Source organism: Rubritalea tangerina (assembly GCF_042683245.1).
GTDB classification, from domain to species: Bacteria; Verrucomicrobiota; Verrucomicrobiia; order Verrucomicrobiales; family Akkermansiaceae; genus Rubritalea; species Rubritalea tangerina.
In genome coordinates this window covers 57,063-77,403 of the sequence record NZ_JBHUJB010000005.1, presented here as the reverse complement: position 1 = coordinate 77,403, position 20,341 = coordinate 57,063, and the positions used below count along the sequence as shown (strand labels likewise).

The 20,341-nt window shown below is 51.3% G+C and carries 19 protein-coding genes; 10 read left to right on the top strand and 9 right to left on the bottom strand.

The features are described from left to right. Positions 1-2: 2 nt before the first annotated feature. Entirely contained in the window at positions 3-1,718 is a 1,716-nt protein-coding gene (locus tag ACFSW8_RS00435) for a RyR domain-containing protein (protein ID WP_377091278.1), read from the top strand. A 3-nt stretch (positions 1,719-1,721) separates the two neighbouring features. Here the strand turns inward: ACFSW8_RS00435 and mnhG are convergent, their stop codons facing one another. The 9 genes from mnhG to ACFSW8_RS00390 form a co-directional block, all read right to left on the bottom strand. After that, on the bottom strand, positions 1,722-2,021 hold the full coding sequence (gene mnhG, locus ACFSW8_RS00430; RefSeq protein WP_377091279.1) for a monovalent cation/H(+) antiporter subunit G: 300 nt from the start codon (positions 2,019-2,021) through the stop codon (positions 1,722-1,724). Beyond that, positions 2,018-2,302 (bottom strand): MrpF/PhaF family protein, encoded by a 285-nt coding sequence (locus tag ACFSW8_RS00425; protein ID WP_377091280.1) that lies wholly within the window; start codon positions 2,300-2,302, stop codon positions 2,018-2,020. Before ACFSW8_RS00425 ends, mnhG begins: the two co-directional genes overlap by 4 nt. Next, complete coding sequence (locus ACFSW8_RS00420; RefSeq protein WP_377091281.1) at positions 2,292-2,606, bottom strand: Na+/H+ antiporter subunit E; 315 nt, start codon at positions 2,604-2,606, stop codon at positions 2,292-2,294. The genes ACFSW8_RS00425 and ACFSW8_RS00420 overlap by 11 nt, the downstream gene beginning before the upstream one ends. Further along, on the bottom strand, positions 2,603-4,114 hold the full coding sequence (locus ACFSW8_RS00415; RefSeq protein ID WP_377091282.1) for a Na+/H+ antiporter subunit D: 1,512 nt from the start codon (positions 4,112-4,114) through the stop codon (positions 2,603-2,605). Before ACFSW8_RS00415 ends, ACFSW8_RS00420 begins: the two co-directional genes overlap by 4 nt. Continuing rightward, positions 4,111-4,464 (bottom strand): NADH-quinone oxidoreductase subunit K, encoded by a 354-nt coding sequence (locus ACFSW8_RS00410; protein ID WP_377091283.1) that lies wholly within the window; start codon positions 4,462-4,464, stop codon positions 4,111-4,113. Before ACFSW8_RS00410 ends, ACFSW8_RS00415 begins: the two co-directional genes overlap by 4 nt. 5 nt (positions 4,465-4,469) lie before the next feature. Further along, on the bottom strand, positions 4,470-4,892 hold the full coding sequence (locus ACFSW8_RS00405) for an MnhB domain-containing protein (protein WP_377091284.1): 423 nt from the start codon (positions 4,890-4,892) through the stop codon (positions 4,470-4,472). Then, complete coding sequence (gene mbhE / locus ACFSW8_RS00400) at positions 4,892-7,186, bottom strand: hydrogen gas-evolving membrane-bound hydrogenase subunit E (RefSeq protein WP_377091285.1); 2,295 nt, start codon at positions 7,184-7,186, stop codon at positions 4,892-4,894. Before mbhE ends, ACFSW8_RS00405 begins: the two co-directional genes overlap by 1 nt. 154 nt (positions 7,187-7,340) lie before the next feature. Continuing rightward, entirely contained in the window at positions 7,341-7,712 is a 372-nt protein-coding gene (locus ACFSW8_RS00395) for a SpoIIAA family protein (RefSeq protein ID WP_377091286.1), read from the bottom strand. A 196-nt stretch (positions 7,713-7,908) separates the two neighbouring features. Further along, positions 7,909-9,924: a DUF455 family protein gene (locus ACFSW8_RS00390; protein WP_377091621.1), complete on the bottom strand. Its 2,016-nt coding sequence runs from the start codon at positions 9,922-9,924 to the stop codon at positions 7,909-7,911. A 79-nt stretch (positions 9,925-10,003) separates the two neighbouring features. Between ACFSW8_RS00390 and ACFSW8_RS00385 the strand changes: the two genes are divergently transcribed. The 9 genes from ACFSW8_RS00385 to ACFSW8_RS00345 all read left to right on the top strand — a co-directional run bounded on the left by ACFSW8_RS00385 (position 10,004) and on the right by ACFSW8_RS00345 (position 20,234). Further along, a complete protein-coding gene (locus tag ACFSW8_RS00385) occupies positions 10,004-11,503 on the top strand; it encodes a S1C family serine protease (protein ID WP_377091288.1) in 1,500 nt (499 codons plus the stop codon). A gap of 24 nt (positions 11,504-11,527) precedes the next feature. Continuing rightward, entirely contained in the window at positions 11,528-12,991 is a 1,464-nt protein-coding gene (locus tag ACFSW8_RS00380; RefSeq protein WP_377091289.1) for a S1C family serine protease, read from the top strand. An 82-nt stretch (positions 12,992-13,073) separates the two neighbouring features. Further along, positions 13,074-13,421 (top strand): DUF2288 domain-containing protein, encoded by a 348-nt coding sequence (locus tag ACFSW8_RS00375; protein ID WP_377177170.1) that lies wholly within the window; start codon positions 13,074-13,076, stop codon positions 13,419-13,421. Between the two features lie 89 nt (positions 13,422-13,510). Then, complete coding sequence (locus ACFSW8_RS00370; protein ID WP_377091292.1) at positions 13,511-15,403, top strand: POT-type proton-dependent oligopeptide transporter; 1,893 nt, start codon at positions 13,511-13,513, stop codon at positions 15,401-15,403. 247 nt (positions 15,404-15,650) lie between these two features. Then, entirely contained in the window at positions 15,651-16,316 is a 666-nt protein-coding gene (locus tag ACFSW8_RS00365; protein WP_377177168.1) for a PEP-CTERM sorting domain-containing protein, read from the top strand. A gap of 162 nt (positions 16,317-16,478) precedes the next feature. Next, a complete protein-coding gene (locus tag ACFSW8_RS00360; protein ID WP_377091295.1) occupies positions 16,479-17,552 on the top strand; it encodes a substrate-binding domain-containing protein in 1,074 nt (357 codons plus the stop codon). Positions 17,553-17,685: 133 nt separating this feature from the next. Continuing rightward, a complete protein-coding gene (locus ACFSW8_RS00355; protein WP_377091297.1) occupies positions 17,686-18,363 on the top strand; it encodes a hypothetical protein in 678 nt (225 codons plus the stop codon). Positions 18,364-18,538: 175 nt separating this feature from the next. Beyond that, positions 18,539-19,282 (top strand): PEP-CTERM sorting domain-containing protein, encoded by a 744-nt coding sequence (locus tag ACFSW8_RS00350; protein WP_377091299.1) that lies wholly within the window; start codon positions 18,539-18,541, stop codon positions 19,280-19,282. A gap of 130 nt (positions 19,283-19,412) precedes the next feature. Next, positions 19,413-20,234, top strand: coding sequence for a PEP-CTERM sorting domain-containing protein (locus ACFSW8_RS00345; RefSeq protein WP_377177166.1), 822 nt, complete (start codon positions 19,413-19,415; stop codon positions 20,232-20,234). The last annotated feature ends 107 nt before the right edge of the window (positions 20,235-20,341 follow it).

The window sequence follows — 20,341 nt, the reverse complement described above, 5'->3', positions numbered from 1 at the left end:
CCATGCCTCAACTCCGCCCCATTGCTATCCTCACAGCCATCCTAATAGCGTTCTCGTTCCTGCTAGGGCTTTGGGGTTTCACTACACTTGCCCCCGGTTCAACCCTCCTAGACCGCATCTATCTCTCACTGCAACTCTTCTCGATCGATGGACCAACAGCCGAAAGCCACCTCCCATTTCAGCTTGAATTATCACGCTTTCTCGCACCACTCTCATTATTGTTAGGCTTGCTTGCGACCGTATTTCATATCTCACGCGACCTACTCAACAATGCTCTACTCAGATTTGCTCGAGGCCATGTGATCATCGCTGGACTCAATGAAATCTCAGCTGACTTTGCCGCAGACGCTATTCGGATAGGACATAAAGTCGTAATCATTGATAATGATCAAGATTCCCCATGGATTCATGATCTCAAGGCCTTAGGAGCAGTCTGTCTACTTGCAAACTTTACGGATAATCAGCCACTGCTGCGAGCTAGGATCCATCATGCATCACGCTTTTTTGCCTTCACGCACAATGACAGTCAAAACATCGAACTCGTAATCATGGTGTCAGACTTATTAGAGCAGCAGCCTCAAAAAGCAACTAAGCTCCTTCATTGCCACACCTTACTAAAAGACCCAAATTTCCAACAAGCATTCAGAGAGCACAGCCTACTCAATACCACTTCGAGCTCAATGTCGGTCTCATTGATCAACCTTGAGAAACTCGTTGCGCGGATCAACTTGGACATGCTGCCATTAGAGATGGACGATGATGGCCAACTCTACGACAACCCACGCCTCATCCTCTTCGGTCACTCGTCTATCAGCTTAGCTCTACTGCTCCACTCCCTGCAACTAGGTCATTTTAGAACGCGAGAGAAATTATCTATCTCACTCGTAACTAATCAGCCAGATGCGCTCAAAGTGAAGATAAACCGCTATTTCCCTCAGGCCTCAGAAATCGCTCACATTGAAATCATCTCAGCAGAAGATGACACTCCCTGCTCCTTACTCCAAGCCCTACGTAACTCTAGCTCTTCGGGTCAGTCTTGGCACACCCTGATCTGTGCAGATGAATGCGAAAACGAAAATTTCACTTTGGCACAATACCTCTCCATCCATGCGCATGACTTTTCAGGCCGAATCCTTTGCTCGCTTCCTACGAGTCCAGGACTACTCACACTTCTCAACTCAAAATCAGATGGAAGACACATCTACCCGCTCGATCGCCCAGCAACTCTAGCAAACTGGCAGAGCCTCGTTGACGAACCACATGCATCACGAGCACGCACTATCCACAACAACTACGTCTCTTCAGAAAGAGCCAAAGGGAAAACGCGCGCCGATAACAGCTCGCTCACTTCTTGGGTGCAGCTTCCCGAGTCCACACGCGAGCAAAACCGACTACAAGCCGACCACATTCCCATAAAACTTCGAGCCATTGGAATAGATATTGACCATCTTCCACCTCATGATGAATTGAGCTCACGTCTCGCGGAGAACCTTGAACTCCTCGCAGAAATGGAACACCTCCGCTGGAATGCTGCGCTATTCTCAGCTGGTTGGAAGTATGCTCCTGGACCCAAAAATCCGAGATTACTAACACATCCCTGCCTCGTTGCTTGGGACGCACTGACAGACGAAATCAAACAATACGACCGCGATGCTGTCATGAACATCCCGCAGCTCCTCAGTCACCCAAAAGAAGCACGACTAGACAGCAAAAGGTAGCTCTCACTTTTTCCCAGGCTTCCAAAAAGGAAGCTTCGTCCGGTAACAAATCCTCCCAACTAAATGGGCTCCAACTGGCGCCGTGATATAAAAAAAGATCAAGATCGCCATACACTCTATCAGGACCCTCGGCGTCGGGTGCGCTAACATCACTGCGATCAAAATTAACGCACTTCCAAAAGCTCCCGCCTTCGTCGCACTGTGCATCCGACAATAAATATCAGGCATCCGCACCACCCCAATCGCCGCCAGTAGAGCAAAAAAGCATCCCACCAATAAAAACCCGCTGATCACTACTATCATATATCCTTCCTTTCTAAATATCGAACCAGCGCCACCGTCGCAATGAAGCTGATCAATGCGATCCCAATCGCAATATCCAAATACGCCACAAAACCACTTACCAAAGTCAGCAAAACACACTGAGCCATCGTCAATGCCGCCAATAAATCAAGCGCGATAATCCGATCCAGTAACGTCGGCCCCTTCACTACCCGATACGCCGATAGCACAATCGCTACCGCTAACATATACTGACTTACCGTCAGCACCCACTCAGGAAGTTCTGGAATATCAAAATACATCGCGCACCCTATTTACATAATTCTCTACCAAATTCTCCTCAGCCTCCTGCTTATCCACACAGTACATGCAGTGAATAAAAAGCCGGTCATCTACCACATCCATGCTCAATGTCCCAGGTGTCATCGTGATCAAATTTGACGCCACAAAGAGCTGCTTGGGAGTCAAACCACTCACATCCACCTCTAAAATCTCAGGCTTCATCAAATGCTGCGGGGTCACAATGTCCGCTGCCACACGAAGGTTACTCACCACGACCTCCTTCAGGTAAAAAAAGCCAAATCCTATAAACTTAAATACTTTCATCTGCTTACTTCAGGGTTAGTTGTCAGTACCTGATCTATGTACTCCTGCGGGTCAGCAAGCTGCTCACTCGCTATCTGAGCTAACTCTAACAATGGTTGTGGGTTCAAGCTAATCCATACCGTCAAAACAGCCAAACCAACACACGGGATCACCATCGTCATTGGCAATTGCTCACTACAGGACTCTCGTTGTTCCTTACTCATCGGTGGCTGTTTCTTCCAAAATGCCTCAGCCCATATCTTTGTCATCGAGTATAAAGTCAAAATACCCACGAACAGAGCACAGCCAACTAACCAATAGTGTTGCGTATCCAAACCTGCCTTTATCACTCCTAACTTAGCCCAGAATCCGGATAGAGGCGGAATGCCACCAAGCGAAAATGCTGGCAGGAAAAATAACAAGGCCAAGCCTGGGGTCGCCTTGTATAAACCACCCAGCTTCTTCAAGTCAGTCGTCCCATTGCGCTTCTCAATAAGCCCCGCAATCAAAAACAAATTCGTCTTCACCAAGATATGATGGATCGTATAAAATATTGCACCAGCTATCGCCACCGGCGTCCCTATCGCTAAGCCCATCACAATGTATCCAATCTGACTTACAATGTGAAATGAGAGAATCTTCTTTATATCAAAATGTGATGCCGCTCCAAAAACCCCCGTCAGCATCGTCATTCCCGCTAAAAATAACAACACATCCTGGACCACATCAAATTGGCTATTGAACAATAATGTGTACGAACGAATCAACGCATACACTCCCACCTTCGTTAATAAGCCTGCAAAAATAGCCGAGATTGAAATCTTGGGCGTGTGGTAAGAGGCCGGAAGCCAAAAGAAAAATGGAAATAGCCCCGCTTTAATCCCAAAAGCCACAAGCAATAACATCGCTGAGCTATTCACTAACAATGCATCATCATGGTCTTTGAGTAACATGGCAATATCCGCCATATTCAAGGTTCCTAACTTTCCGTAAATCAATCCCACACCACACAAGAACAAGACCGAAGAAAGTATATTGATCAGCAAATACTTCACTCCCCCCTCTAGCTGATCCTTGGTCCCCGTCAGGGTGATCAATACAAATGACGCTAATAGCATCACCTCAAACCAAACATAGAGGTTGAATAAATCGCCAGTTAGAAACGAACCGTTTACCCCCATCAATAACAAATGGATCAGACTGTAGTAATGCTTGCGGGTGTGCGCCATGTCAATGTCACCCATGGAATATGCTGCCACCGCCACCCCTATCACCCCAGTGACAGCAACCATCATCGCGCTGAAAAGATCTGCTACAAGGCTAATACCAAAGGGCGCCTGCCACCCCCCTACGTGAATCACAGTGTAACCGTGCTCTATCACATGCCTCACTAACATCACCGCTGAGCCAAGCTGCACAACCGCCCCTATCAAACTCAAGCGTGGCACCCACGGGCCATAGTTCTGCTTATGCAGACAAGCCAACGCTGTGATGAATGGCAAAAATAATGATAATACCAACCAAATCATGGTAACTCATCAGTGTGGTTAAATTCATTCACATCATCACTCTGGAGCACCGCGTGCGCCCGCATCAGCAATGTGATGGTAAATACCATCAATCCAAATCCAATAACTATCGCCGTCAGCACTAACGCTTGCGGAATCGGATCAGCATGCTCCGGGTTGACCATCCCAGTTTTGCCATCTGCAAAAACTGGTGCATGCGCGGTCACTCCCCCCATCGTGAAAACCAACAAGTTTGCCGCCTGACTTAGCAATATAATCCCTATGATGATCTTCGTCATATTTCTACGCAACAAACAAAAGATGCCCGCCGCAAATAGAATCCCCGCCATTATCGTTATTAGTAATGCCATGAAAATTAGTTGTTATTCGAATCCAGTGATTTCGCACATTGTAACGCAAAGCCTAAAACCACCATGTAGACTCCAATGTCAAAAGTGATTGGTGTGCCCAACTTCACCTTGCCCAGCACTGGTAAATACCACGTCGGTAACCATAGTGCCTCAAAAAGCACCTGCTTGACGACCAAGCCTAACAAGGCGCTCGCACTCGCGATGATTAACCCGTAATGCATCAAGCCCAGGGGCTTTAAATAAGCACTAGCACGTATCCCATCCCAGCCCACAGCCAAGGCTCTCAACATCACCGCTGACGCAGCAATCAGTCCGCCAATGAACCCACCACCCGGTAAGTTGTGCCCACGATAGAGCACCACTAACGATAAGATGATCAGCAATGGGTAAAGTAGCCGGGTCGCAGCTCGTAATATCACTGAATCCATTACTTATTTCCTTTCTTTTTGACTGCACTATCCACCAATGCCCACACCCCCAATGCCGCGATTGCCAATACAGCAATTTCTCCAAAAGTGTCTAAGGCCCGAAAATCCACCAAGATCACATTCACCACATTCGCTCCATATCCCTCCGGATAACTCATCTCCGCTAATTTATCGGATACCTTTGGGCCAAACAGTAAACTCTGTGACTTTAACATCAGCACCGTCATGATAGCACCTGTCACAATCGCTAACCCACAATCCATGAAACGCTGAAACCCTGTCGAGAGCTTCCTGTACTTGGGTAACCACCTCACTACCCATGCAAATAATACCACGGTCAATGTCTCCACTAACACCTGCGTGATCGCCAAATCCGGAGCACTATACTTCGCGTAAAGCATAGCTATCCCATACCCCACTACCCCAAGCGAAACCACTGCAGTCAACCTCCCCTGAGCAAAGACTGCAAACATCGTCGCGATGGTCATGGCCACTAACAAGCAGACAACAAATGGATTCACCGGCCCTAAATTCTCAAGTGTCGGCCACCCACCAAAACGCGAAAGCTTCCATAAAATCAAAGCACAACTGCTCACCATAATGATGATCACATAGGACCTTAAGTGCCCCGTCTGAAGGGTCCGTGTACACCATCGCGCCAGTAACAAGACTAACTTAAAGCTACGCTCATACACCGCATCAGCAAAGGTGCTCTCGTTCACCTTCTTGCCCACTGCCGACGGCTTCAGTACATACATCAATAGAAAGCCAATCGCAAAGGTACCCAAACTCAAAAGGAGTGGTAAATTCACCCCATGCCACAATGCTAAATGGTACGGTTCCGCACCTGGCACAATCCCCGTGTACGCCAAGCTAACTATTGGACTCACAATTCCAGGAAAACACCCGATCACAAGCCCCGTCGCCGCCAAAATCAATGGCCCTATCGCCATAAACCACCCCATTTCGTGCGCCACTTTCGGTGTCTTCCCCATGGGCTTTCTCATGAATGGCAACACGCCAGCCCTCGCAGCTAGCACCATCATCGTAGCATTCCCTATGACTAACACCCCTATGGTCAACCAGCTGCCCCCCACCGCAGACTTGTACGCATATTCCTTACCCAAAAATCCAAAAAATAAAGGCAAGCCCATCATCGAAAAAGAAGCCAACAACCCCGCTGCTGCCGTAAGTGGCATACTCCCCCTCAAGCCACCTAAAACCCTGATATCTCTCGTTCCCGTTGAATGATCCACTGCCCCCGCCGTCATAAATAATGTCGCTTTGTATAAAGCATGACCTAGCAAAAATACGATGGCTGCAAGTATCGAATACTTCGTGTCGATTCCTATCAACAATGTCAAAATCCCCAATACAGCCAATGTTGTCGCCGCCAATATCTTCTTCAAATCCACCTGACGAAGTCCAAATATCAAAGCCAAAACCATCGTAATCCCACCCGCCATCATCAACGACTGAGACCATTCTTCAGTGCCTCCTAACACCGGCTGTATCACTAACATTAAAAAAACACCAGCCTTCACCATCGTCGCTGAGTGAAGATAGGCACTCACCGGAGTCGGGGCCGCCATCGCATTCGGTAACCAAAAATGAAATGGGAATTGTGCCGACTTGGTAAACGCACCTAACAACACTAAACTCAACGCCCCCAAATACAACGGATGCCCTGCTACCATGTGCTCGCCACTCAACAACTCAGAGAGCCACCAAGTCCCAGTCATCTGATGCACTAAGATAAATCCTGCCAATAAAGCCAACCCTCCCAAGCCTGTCACCACTAATGCCTGTAAGGCACAGCGCCGGGCAGATGCCGATTCATGGTTAAATCCAATCAATAAATAAGAACTGATGCTCGTCAGTTCCCAAAAGATAAACAGCATCAATAAATGATCGGAAACCACCACACCAGTCATCGCAAACATGAAGAGGTACAATAATCCACATAGCCTCATCGTTCCTTCCTTCCCCCCCATGTATCCGAGCGCGTAACTGATGATCAAAGTGCCTATCCCAGTCACCAAACCCGCCATCATCAACGCCAACCCGTTGAGATGAAAACCGATCGATAAATCAAAAGCCGCCACCCACTCATGTCGCCATTGCAAACTCTCCCCACTTCCCAGCACCCCCACACCTGCAGCACACACACATAGAAAACTTGCCAGTGCCGGCATCACCACCGCTAAGCGCCAAGCTAAACGACTATCATCCCTCAACACCACAGGGAGTAGCGCCCCAACCAACAATAAAATAAGAAGCACAGGTAGTATCATAATGGCTCACTAACATCATTCATGTTTGACCCACAACCGACCAGCTCAAAACAACTTTTCATCCGCCTCACTTCTCTCATCCAGCGCCTGATACACTCGCAGCTACATTTTGCAAATAATTACATGAAAAAAAATTCACGTTTTATATATCACCCTAATCACTTCCCTTCAACCATTCCCACGCCTCCTCCAATTGCGCATGCGTAAAATGCTTCTCATGAATGCCAACCAACTTAGCAAAGTGGCTATCTACCGTCACCAGCCACTTCCAAATCTTCTCATCAGAGACAACCGCAATCCTATCAAGCTTCGACATATGGGTGAACACCCACTTAATATCGTCGATACCCGCATTCACGCCCCAACCAGCACCATCATCTAACACGAGCAACACACACACTTTCGCGTGCATCTCCAGCGCCGCCTCCATGTCGGCAATCCACAAACGTTCCTGATCGGGGCCTATCTTACCCGATATTTCATATCCTAGACAACGACCTTCACTAGCTGGGAGTTTTATAATCATAACACTCCCAACATACCCGATCCTCTAACTTCTAGTCCATGAAATAATACCATTGAGCGACACGACGGAATGGGCGAATGGTCGGAATGAGCTTGCAGAATATCAAGGCGGAGTGAAGGCGTCCTGCACGCGCGGGATAACCCAATTGCCAACGCAGCGAGCTGCCACATCGCCTAAGCTAGACTATATGCAGCTCTTACTCGTCGACACTTCCAAGCAACACACTCGGCCTAGCCACCCGATATTCCGCGATAAATTCCTCCGCTGCCTCAGGGTCATTCAAGGGATATACACCCGCAGCCAAACCAACTTGCTCCCCCCCCTCCAGCTCGGGTCCATAGGCCACTTCTCCCTCTCGCTGTGACTTACGTACGATAGAGTAGAGCCCACCAAGCCCTGGTGCCGTCTTCTTTAGAAGCTCCACAGCCACTCTCCCCATGGTGTGCCGCACATTCACCTCCACCACAGGACGGAAGACAAAATCCCCTCCCTCACCTCGATACACCATAGAATCCACCCCAATATTCCCAACATAGCCACTCCCACTCATCAGCTGCTTTAGCAGCTCAGGCATCCGATACTTATAAAATGCATTAGCATCAGCATCCCTGAATAAAAAAGTACTTAACTCAGAATCTAACCCCTGTGCCCACTTCGGTAACACTAAACATCCCCGGAACCTCCCTAAATCATCATTCAGTACCCGCGTCATCCCGAGATGCCTCACCTCACCATCAGCCCGCATCTCATATTGAGCTGAGAAATCTATCACCCTTTCTAACCAAGGCTCCGCCAACACCGCACCATGCTCCGAAATAGCACGCTTTACCCATCCCCTCGCACTCTCAGTCCACTCGCCACCTAACAACCGACAATGCCCGCGCCCAGCATTCGAGTAGGCCGCCTTCAGTAGTATATCGCCCTCCTGAGCTTCCACAAAACGCTCAACCTCATCCACTGATCCACACCACGCCCCTACTGGCTCACCGAGCGCCCTCTCAAGTGTGTAGCCCATGGCTTTCGAGAACCACTGACTCTCAGCCTTTGCGCGCCATTTCCACTCTACCTGATCACTCATATTCGAGGCGTAAGGCTCCAGCACTTCACAAGCAGACTGCTGCCATGCCCACGGCCGCATCCCACCTATTTTACGCTCCTTCAAATCTTTATCTGCCGACACAGCAATACACTCAGGCATCGGGAATCCCCAAGCCCGTATGTTCTTGAGATGTTCACGGCTCGGCTCACGCCGCAGAAGTAACACATCATCACGTCTCGCCCACGCTAAAGGCACCATGTCTAAATCCTCCTCTAACAGGCGGACGTTGCGCTTTGGAGAAAACACTCTCCCATTCATTCTAGAAAGTTCTTCCCCTTCAGCATTGGGGTTGAACCAGTGCAATACAGGTGTCCTCCCACGTGACTGTTCCTCCACTTCTAGATAGTCAATCCAGTCCTGATCAATCCCAGCTAACTTGCGGCCCTCCGCATTGTAAGGAGCCACACCCTTGGCCCTCACAACCGACAAAGGAAAGTGCAGTTGAGTCTGAAACGCCTCCCAGTCACTCTTGGATTGATCCTTCCACTTGCGAAACCACTTCAACCCATGCCCCACATGCGCAATCTCATCCTCGTAAATCTTCTCCAAAACAGCCGCTGTCCCTCCATCACCCACCTGACGAAACAACTTCGCATAATGCACCGAGTAATCCAAATTCGCTTGCTCAAATACCAAACTCAAACGGCTTACAAAATCCATCGGTTGCTCCATAGGCGCCACCGCACGCCAAAAATAATCATTCACTGGCAATTCCCCAAACTCCACACCGCACTCACGCATCCTTCTCATATACATCAAGGTGTGCGCTTGTTCTTCCTTCAGCGTCTCATACACCCCCATCCGAAACTCCCGTGGCGCATTCGGAAATTTTAATAAGACAAGCGCCATCAGCTCCGTCGCTAGTAGTTCGTGATTGGCCAAAAAATGCAGCATCTTCCCGCGCTCGACGTCATCGTCCAGCCGGTTCGTGCCAGGAAAGTCAGCCTTCACACCACGCTCGGAAATACGCAACTCACTCGGACGCCCCGGACCATCCGGCATCTGAAACGCCCCAGCTGGCGCCTCATCGCTTATCACCTTAGGATTCAGCAACAGCTTTTCCTCCAAGGTCTTGCCGAAGAGCACCTGCTCCGCAAAATCACGTAGTTCCATGCACACGCCATAGGCCTAGCCTCAGGAAAATTCAAATCCCTCTTTCAAAAATCAAAATTCAATCTAGTTTACCTCAGCAATGAAATTCCTATTCACCTGCGCCGCTGCCATGCTGGGCACCCTCTACGCCCAACAACCAGCCACCGCACCCACCACCCCAATCGAAGACTCAGCCATCGAAACCGCCTCCCTCGCCGACATCTATAAGTCGGTCGTGCGTATCGAAGTCGCTTCTCAAGTCCCCGATTATAAGACCCCATGGAATGCCGGTCGCTTCTCAGGTGGAAATGGCACGGGCTTCTTGATCGGTGAAAACCAATTTCTGACCAACGCACACGTAGTCTCAAATGCCCGACGCGTCCTCATCACCATGCATGGATCCTCGCGTAAGCATCCAGCTCGCGTCCTCCACGTCGCCCACGACTGTGACCTAGCCCTCCTCGAACTCGATGACTTCAGCCCCTTCGAAAAATTACCCTACCTCAAAATTGGCTCCATCCCCAAACTCGAATCTGAAGTGCGCGTCATTGGCTACCCTATGGGCGGTGAGCGCATCTCAGTCACCAGAGGGGTCGTCTCTCGTATCGACTTCCGCCCCTACGCCCACTCCCGCGCAGATTCCCACCTCGTCGTGCAGATCGATGCCGCTATCAACCCCGGAAACTCTGGAGGCCCCGTCCTCCAAAATGGTAAAGTCGCCGGCGTCGCCTTCCAAGGCCTCACCCAAGCCGACAACACCGGATACATGATCCCCACACCAGTCATCAAACGCTTCCTCAAAGACATCGAAGATGGCCAGTACGACCACTATGTGGATCTCGGCGTCTATGACTTCGCCCTCTTTAACCCCGCCATGCGTAAAGTCTACGGCCTACAACCTGAAGATCCAGGCGTCCTCATCGCCAGTGTCACTACCGGAAGTTCCTCAAGCTCCGCCCTCAAAGCTGGCGATATCCTCACAGCCCTCGATGACTACCCCGTCGATTCCTCTGGCAATGTCACCATCGCTGGCGAGCGCGTCAATATGAACGAAATCGTCGAACGCAAATTCGCCGGCGACTCAGTCAAAATCGACTTTGTCCGCGATGGCGAAAAAATGACCGCCGACATCAAACTGAAAACCTTCCCGCCCGCTGGGATGTACTCGGTCCAATACGGCAAACGCCCGCGCTACCTCATTCAAGGTGGCCTCGTCTTCCAACCCCTCAACCTCAACCTCTATTCCGCTCACAAATTTAAAAGCCCCCGAGTACGACGCCTCTACAGTGAGTACGTCAAAGAAGGCATCTACAAAGAGCGCAAAGATATCCTCATCCTCACGCGCATCCTCGACGATCCCATCAATTCCTCACTCAGCAGCTTCGCCGGGAATGCCGTCAAATCAATCAATGGCGTGGCCATCACAGATATCGAGCAAGCCCATTCGCTGCTCAACCCTGACCAAGCTCCTGAATTCTTCGAAATCGAACTCGATGGAATAGACCGACCACTCATCCTACCAAGTAAGGGGCTCAGCGAAGCCAATGAGCGCATCAGTACAAACTATGGCGTCCATAAGCCAAACAACCTCAAAAACTAAGCTCCGAACTTTTCTACCATTTCCATGAAACCATTCTACACGGCCCTCATTGCGCTCACCACCACACTCAGCGCCATCGCCGAAGACATCACGAACTCCGTCATTCGCGTCGCTTCCACACGACAGAGCTATAACCCATCCCAGCCCTGGGATAAAACCTCTCCCCGCAAGCGCCGCGCTCTTGCCGCCGTCCTCCCAAACAGCCAGGTACTCACCACTGCTGAAATGGTGACCAACGCCAACTTCATCCAGCTTGAGTCTTCAAATGGCGAACACAAACTCCCCGCAGAAGTCCTCGCCATCGACTACGAAGCCAACCTCGCGCTCCTCACCCCCTCTACCGACGAAGGGAAAGAAACGCTCAGTAAGTTCACGGCACTCCAGCTTTCACCCGCCGCTCACCTCGGAGATACCGTCAACATCGTCCAAATCGAAGACAATGGTATGGCCCTCGTCACTCCCGGTAAAATCCAAGGAGCCGACGTCGTATCCAGCTTCGTCGCCGGCCATTACTTCCTCACCTACGAAGTCAAAGCATCCATGCAGTCAGCCGCCAGTAGCTTCACAGTCCCCGTCCTTAAAGACGGCAAGCTCCTCGGTCTACTCACAAGCTATTCTTCAAAAGACCAACTCGTCGACATCATTGCCCCTGAAATCATCCACGCCTTCCTCGAAGACGCGAAAGATGGTGAATACGTCGGCTTCCCCAGCCTCGGTATAGGTACCTCGCGCACCACCGATATCCACTTCCGTGATTGGCTTAAGCTCTCTAGCGACAAAGGTGGCCTCTACATCACTCGTGTGCTCCCCAATTCCGCTGCTGATCAAGCCGGTATCAAGCAAGGGGACGTGCTCACCAGCATCAATGGCAAACCACTCGACCGCCGTGGCTACTACCAAGCCAACGGATACGGACAACTCTTCTGGAGCCACCTCATCCGTGGCTCTCACCCAGTCGGCAGCACCCTCAAGCTCGGCCTCCTGCGCGATGGCAAACCACTCGAAGTCACCACCACACTCAAACGTGCTCCAGAAGGAATCATCCCTTCACATACCTACGGTAAGGCACCGCGCTACCTCGTCAAAGGTGGCCTCGTCTTCCAAGAACTCACCAAATCCTACCTCCAGGCATTCGGCGAAGATTGGGCGAGCAGAGCCCCACTCAACCTCCTCGATGCACTCAACCACCCTGAGGATTACGAGGAAGGACGCAAAAGGCTCGTCTTCATCAGTGCTGCCATTCCGACTCCCGCCACACTCGGCTACGAATCCCTACGCAGCGTGATTGTAGAAAAAGTCAATGGCCAACCGATCGAGGACATCCCGTCGCTCATTGCAGCCTTCAAGCAAGTGCCGGAAAATGGCATCCATACTCTCAAACTAGATGGCCAACCTGACACCATCTACCTCGATGCCAAAGCCACTGACGCTGTCGACAAACAACTCCTCCTGCGTGGCCTCCCCGCACTCTCACGCGACAAAGAGTAATCTCTCACTCGGCACTTCTCGCCGAAGAGAAGTGCCATCCCGCCATTGACTATTCCCACCAGTCTTACTATCCCCCCACATCATGAGTGACGAACAATCAGGCCCAATGGAATATGGCATGCTCGGCGAAGACGCTATGAGCCAAGACGAAAAAGTCGCCAAGTACACTGGCGATGTCGATTGGTCCTACCTTCGCCCACACTTCAAATCCGGTGCCATGATCTATGTCGACCCCTCGCTCGACCTCAAAGAAGTCGCCAAAGCATTCACCAACGACCAAAAAGAGAAAGTCGCCACGTGGATGAAACAAGCCGACCTCGTCAAACCTTCCTCACTCCACGCCGATTGGTGGGAATATGATAAAACCCGCTTCACAGCCGTCGTCGTCAACCCCTTCGTGCTCGCACAACCGCTTCAAAAAGAAGACTAATTGCCATCTGAGCAAAATTCTCCCCTATTTGCGCTTTCCTTCAAAACTTTCGCTCGCATAAGCGTTTGTTTTCCCCTTGGATACACGCCATGGCGAGAACCACTGCGAGCGAAACCGACAAGATGCCTAGCGGCATCCCATACATCATCGGCAATGAAGCTGCCGAACGCTTTTCCTTCTACGGCATGAAGGCCGCCTTGGTCATCTTCATGACCCAGTACCTGCACCTCATGGGCAAAACCGCTGGTGACCCCATGTCCTCCGCCAAAGCAAACGAAAACGCACACTGGTTCGTCCTCGCTATCTACGTCACTCCACTCTTCGGAGCCATCATCTCTGACAGATTCCTCGGTAAATACAAAACCATCATCTGGCTCTCCCTCGTTTACTGTGCCGGCCACGGTGCCCTCGCTCTCATGGGCTTAGCTGGCCCCGCCGTTTGGTGGCTCCTCGCTGGTCTCGGACTCATTGCGATCGGTGGAGGCGGAATCAAACCCTGTGTCTCAGCCCACGTCGGTGACCAATTTGGTATCAATAACCAACACCTCCTCACCAAAGTCTTTAACTGGTTCTACTTCTCCATCAACCTCGGCGCCGCACTCTCCAACATCTTTATTCCTTGGACACTCGAACGCTACGGCCCGCACTGGGCCTTTGGCATCCCCGGTCTCCTCATGGCTCTCGCCACCTTCCTCTTCTGGCTCGGTCGCAATGAATTCGTGCACATCCCTCCAGCTGGCAAAACCTTCACCCAAGAATTCCTCTCCGCCGAAGGTCTTAAGACAGTAGCCAAGCTCTGTAGCATCTTCTTCTTTATCCCCATCTTCTGGGCGCTCTTCGACCAGACGGCTTCAAGCTGGGTTTTCCAAGCAATCGACATGGAACGCTCGCTCTTCGGCCTAGAAATCCTCCCTTCACAAGTCCAAGCGGCCAACCCCTTCCTCATCCTTATCCTCATCCCCATTTTTACCTACATCATCTACCCAACGATCGATAAAGTCTGGAAACTTACCCCACTCAGAAAAATTGGAATCGGCCTCTTCATCACCGTCTTCGCCTTCGGTACTTCCGCCCTCATCCAAGAATGGATCGACGCCGGACAACGCCCCAATATTATCTGGCAAATCCTCGCCTACGCTCTGCTCACATCCGCAGAAATCATGGTCTCCATCGTCTGCCTCGAGTTCGCCTACACCCAGGCTCCCAAAAGCATGAAGTCGATGATTATGTCCATCTTCCTGCTCACCGTAGCGCTCGGCAACGGCATCACCGCTCTCGTAAACCTCTACATCCAAACGCCCTCCCCGCTCGCTAAAGCTGCCAGCCAAGCACATTCAGCTATCAAACAAAATAAAGCCGAAACCTCCCCCCACCACCAAAGCTGGCAAAGCCTCGTCTACCCTGGCCACGATGGCAAACTCGGCACCGATGACGATATCACCACCCACTTCACCAATAAAGCCGTCATCAAAAAACGTGACGTCCCCGCCGAAGCTGCGCTCACTCAGGCCACTACACGCATCGAAAGCGCAGTGCTCTCAAACAATGGCACACTGCCACAAACCGATGCCGGCAACCAACTCCTCGCCGAAATCAAAGACCCCTGGGGTAACCCACTCACCTACCGCCTCATGAATGGCGATACCTTCCGTATCACCTCCATGGGCCCAGATAAAAAAGCTCTCACCAAATGGGACACCGGAATCGTCGTCAAATACGCCCCAAAATCCCAAGACTCCAGCACTGAGGAAACAAAACCCACATGGCTTGATAAACGAAAAGCAGAACTCGGTGTCACTAACCAATCAGACCATAGCTTCTTCCCAGAATCCGACTTCGAAAAACACTTTATCGCAGGAGGTATCTACAAACTTGAAGGTGCCAATTACTTCTGGTTCTTCACCGGCCTTATGTTCGCCACCGCTGTCATCTTTGTTCCAGTCGCCATGCGCTTCAAAACCAAAGAGCACAGCCCCAACTAAGCTACCTCAGCTCCCCCCATCATAGCTTTCCCGTCATTCTGAGGCATGATGCGTGTGCGACTTGTGTTCGCACATCGCTGCTTTTTTGCAAGCTACCAAGGGCCACTTGCGCCGTGAATTCCCCCCCTTGAGTTCACCTTCCGAAACTTTTTTGTCAGCATTCAAGCGCCCGCGGTATCCATCATGTGCACACCCCTCAACCCGTGGTGTCATGCACATCAGAAATCAATACGAACAACACATGACTATGAAAAAAACATGCCTTGCAGTCGCTTCGCTTGCAGCCCTCAGTGCTAGCTCCCAAGCCGCTGTAATTATCGATGCCTCCAACATCACTTACACAGGATCCCAGGCCGCTAATGTCCTCGGCCCTATCACAACAATCACTGACGGCAGCGGCCTCTCCGCACCACTCACAGTCGCCAACCTAAACACAGTCACACACGCGAACTTTAGCTCCACCAATTCATGGGCAACCACCAATCCCAATGGCACTGGTGATTTCTTCCTCGGTGGTGGCGCACAAGGGACTGTAACCTTCGAAATCACTTTTGATAACGCCTACACCATCGATACCTTCACCACTTGGGGATACGGCTGGAATGCCGATCAAGGCAACAATGCCAGCGCCATTACCATCGACTATGGTGTCGGTAACTACCTATCCAGCACAAACCTCAACCTTCCCCTCACCACTCTCGGTAACCCACAAACAGTCAACCTCGGTGGTATCACTGCTGACCGTGTCCGCATCACCGTCACTGATAACCACTTCGGTGCCTCCGGTGGTGGCGATCGCGTCGGCATCGCCGAAATCGCTTTCGTCGGCGATGTGGCTTCCATCCCAGAGCCCTCTGCCACCGCCCTCATCGGCCTCGGCGGACTCGCTCTCATCCTGCGACGTCGCAAATAACCCATTTTCAGCACCACACACCTTCCCATCCAGTGATCCACTGGATGGGATTTTTTGTGCCTGCCTCCAAGCCTCCCTCACCTATCTTCTAAAAAGCCCGCGTGCTCGCCACTTGACTCCACCCACACTTGCGGCAATCTCTCTCTCAGAACGCCTCAGCTGATGCCCAAACCCTACCTCAACCGCTGGCAACAACTTGCCGATAACATGATTGATGACCTCCTCCATCAATCCTCTACTCAGCTCCCCGGAATCCAGCACCTCGCCCAACAATACGGGCTCAGTAGAACCTCAGTCGAACAAGCCCTCACCTACCTCGAAAATATCAAACTCATCGAAAAAGCTCAGCCTGGGAAAAGACGCCGCATTAACCAAAAAAAACTCAAGCAACTCGCCCTCCAACGTGGCAATGCCCAACAACGCGTCCTCTTCCTCACCCTCGACCCCCACCACGATGCCGCACACCTCACCCTCCAAACCTTCCGGAAAGCCCAGTCTCTCCTCGAAGCTGATGGTATCCAACTCGACTACCTAACAACTCCTAACTCACCAGCGAAACTCCGAGAACTTCTCACCACACTCAAACCCCAAGCCGTCCTCGCCTACGTTATCCCCACTGAGTTTTGCGATGTCATCCACTCTCTCGCGATCCCCGCCGCCGGTATCGGCATCTCTCACCCAGCCATTTCCTCCCTCAACTCAAGCTACGAATCGCTCATCGAAGCCGCATTCCATAAAGCTTGGGATGCCACACACACACGTGCCGTCGCCCCACTCTGGAATAAACCTGATAAGGTCCACGCCCGCCTAGCAAAGCATCTTACCCAAACAATGCCCTCCACCTTAGGCCCCTTCACCCCCGCCTACCACCTCCCACAAATCTCTGGCACCACCGCCGAGCACTACCACCAACAACTCGATATACTTTTCCAAATCACCCCACCCTCTTGCCTCATTCTTGGCAACTTTGCCCAGTACCTAATGGCAAGCTCCTACCTTCTTAAAAACGGACTCTCCATCCCTCAGAATATCTCTATCATCCTGCTCTCGTCCGACCCCCAGCTCAAATACCTCTCCCCTTCTATCGCACACTTCCACTACTCGTCTGCGGCCACTACTACCAGGGCCATAGAACTCTTGCGCGACGCCATCCTTGGAGCTTCCACCCCTAGCCTCGAGGTCATCACCCAACATTGGTCTCCCGGCGAAAGCCTCCCCCCATCATCTGACGCATAGAAGAGAACAGTTTTCCTTCACTTCCTCCTTGAGAAAAACCTCTACTCCATTGTTAAATGATGAGTGCTGAGGACTTTCAGTCACGAAACGTGCAGGAGTCCTCATTGGCAATAACTCAATACCCCAAACCCCAATGAAAGCCATTTCCATCAGCTTGTTAGGCATCGCACTCACCTGCCCAGCCCTAGCCTCAGTGATTAGTGTGAATTTCAGCGAAAAACACACTAACCAAACACTCCTTCCCGAAACCAGCGCAGGATTCAATAACCATAAATTTTGGAACAACACCGGCGGTGCCCCCACCGGAAAAATCCCCAAACTCCTCGATAAAAATGGTGCCCCCACCACGGCCAAAGTCGAATGGTCCGCCACCTCCATGTGGGGAGATGTCTCAGCCAATAACGACGCCACCAGTGCTAACGGCAATGCCCAACTCAGACGCGGCTACCTCGATGACAAAGATGCCCCTCCCACCTGGAAAGTGAAAGGCATCCCATACCAAAACTACCACGTCGTCATCTACTTCTCTAACGAAACAAGTGGTGGTTCCTTCAGCCCCATCTCCATCAATGGCACCCAGTACAGGACACTCGAAAAAAAACAAAACCACGCAGGGCTAACGAAATGGAATGACTCAAATTCCCTCATCGCAAAAAACCTCCGCGGCAACCTCAATGTCACACTCCTACCGCGCAGTAATAATACCCGATCCACCGTCGCTGGCTTCCAAATCATCAACGCCATCTCCCCCTCAGCTTCCACCCTCATCGGCGTTGGTGACCTCTCAATCAACCTACAAAATACCAAGTAGCAACCTCACCCAACCCTTCACACTCCAGCACGCAGGCCGTGTTGGAGTTTTTTTTTGCCCCTACACAACCATGACTTTAAAAGACATAGCATGCGCAGAACTCTCTATTGTTGCTCTCCTTCCCACATTTATAAAGGCCCAGAACGTCTCACGTTCATCATAACAATACACGCATATGAAAAAAGCACTGATACCCCTGGCTCTAGCCACCACCCTCACCCCACTACATGCCGCTCTTGTCTACACAGAAGACTTCACTGTCGGATCTTCTAGCTCAGCTGGCGACATAGGCTGGCAATTCCATGTCGGCTCATCCGCCAGCGACCAAAGCACCCGCATCGCATCTAGCGGCAATGATACTGGTGTCAACTCCGACCTCGACCGCTTCCAAGTGAAAGGAAACAATTCAGGCGTCGGCAGCGCCAACCAGTTCCTCCTCAGCACAGCTGAACCTGGAGCCGTTCACACAGTCGCGGACATCAGCACTGTCTCATCCACCGTGGGACTCTACCGCGTGGGCTTCTCCAGCTCAGACGTGACATTCCGCATTGCCATCCAAGTCGACGGCAATTGGTTCCTCAGTGATACGGCTGAGACGCTCACCCCTGCCGGTGTCACCAACAATTACGACAATTCTAAGACCACAACACTCACGGTCGACTTCGCGTCAGAATCTTGGAACACACTCCTCTTCACCCCAACAACAACCCTCACAAATTCAAACACCACAGCGCTTCCACAGCCCACAGCTACAAGTGCCGTCACACAATACGGCGTCTACATTGAGCAAGCCAGTACCGCCGCTAACTGGATCGGGGTCGATGACTTCCAAATCAATACAGTTTCCGTTCCTGAGCCTGGCTCCTCCTCACTCATTGGTCTCGCCGGCTGCGCACTCCTCCTCAGAAAGAGAAGTTAATCTTCACATTCCTCACGCCGCCTCGCTGCGTGAGGAATTTTTTTAATCTCCATGTTAATGAAATCCAACTTGGTCGCATAACCTATATGATTGGCTACAAAAACCAATCACTCACAAACAAATACACTCCATGAAAAAAACACACAGATCATGCTTCTTGGGAGCAGTGAGCCTCATCACTATCGCCTCCTCCACACACGCCGCAACCGTCTTCTCAAGCACCTTCACAGGTACAAATACTACCGTTGCCTACACTTCTCCTCCAGCTGGGAACAACGCCACCAACGCAGCTAACCTCAACACTGGAACCCAAGTCGGCACCTGGCTTGCAGACCCCACTTCTACAGGCACCTCTGGCACAGCCGTACAAGTGAGCACCGGCACCCTCAATGGCATGACCTCCCCTTGGCTTCTCATAGGCCGCGCGGGTAATGACACGACCCACCTTTCCACCGCCACTATGGACCTCGAAGGTGCAGGTGTCGCCCTCAATGGCACCACCATATCTCTCACCGCCAATCTCATCAACAGCGGAGGCCAAAATGGTGGACTGCTCATCACGGGCTACACAAGCTCCGGTACCGCCCTCTTCACCTCCGTCATGGGCAATGGGGGCTCATTCGGCCAAAGAGATCTCAGTACCGCCAGTGACACTGCGGGCACACTCGATGACACAGACCTCGATGTATGGTCAGCCAATAACACATCAGCCACCATCTCCTTTGCTCTCGGAACCAGTAATTACACAATCACCGGTGACGGCGGCACTACCAATTTGGCTGGATCCTACTTCAACTCAGGCACACTCGATCGTATCGAACTCAAAGCCGTCGGCAGTAAAGCACTCTGGGGAATCGATAACATCTCCGTAGTAGCTATCCCTGAACCCAGCAGCACCTGCCTACTCGGCCTCGCTGGCCTCGCATGCATCCTGCGGAGACGCAAAATCTAATTCCCTCTCCGCACGCCTCTCATCACAAAAGCTCACGGTCAATCGATCCGTGAGCTTTTTTGCTTTTTTACGCTAACGAATCCCCTCCCCAACACATTATCTAAGTG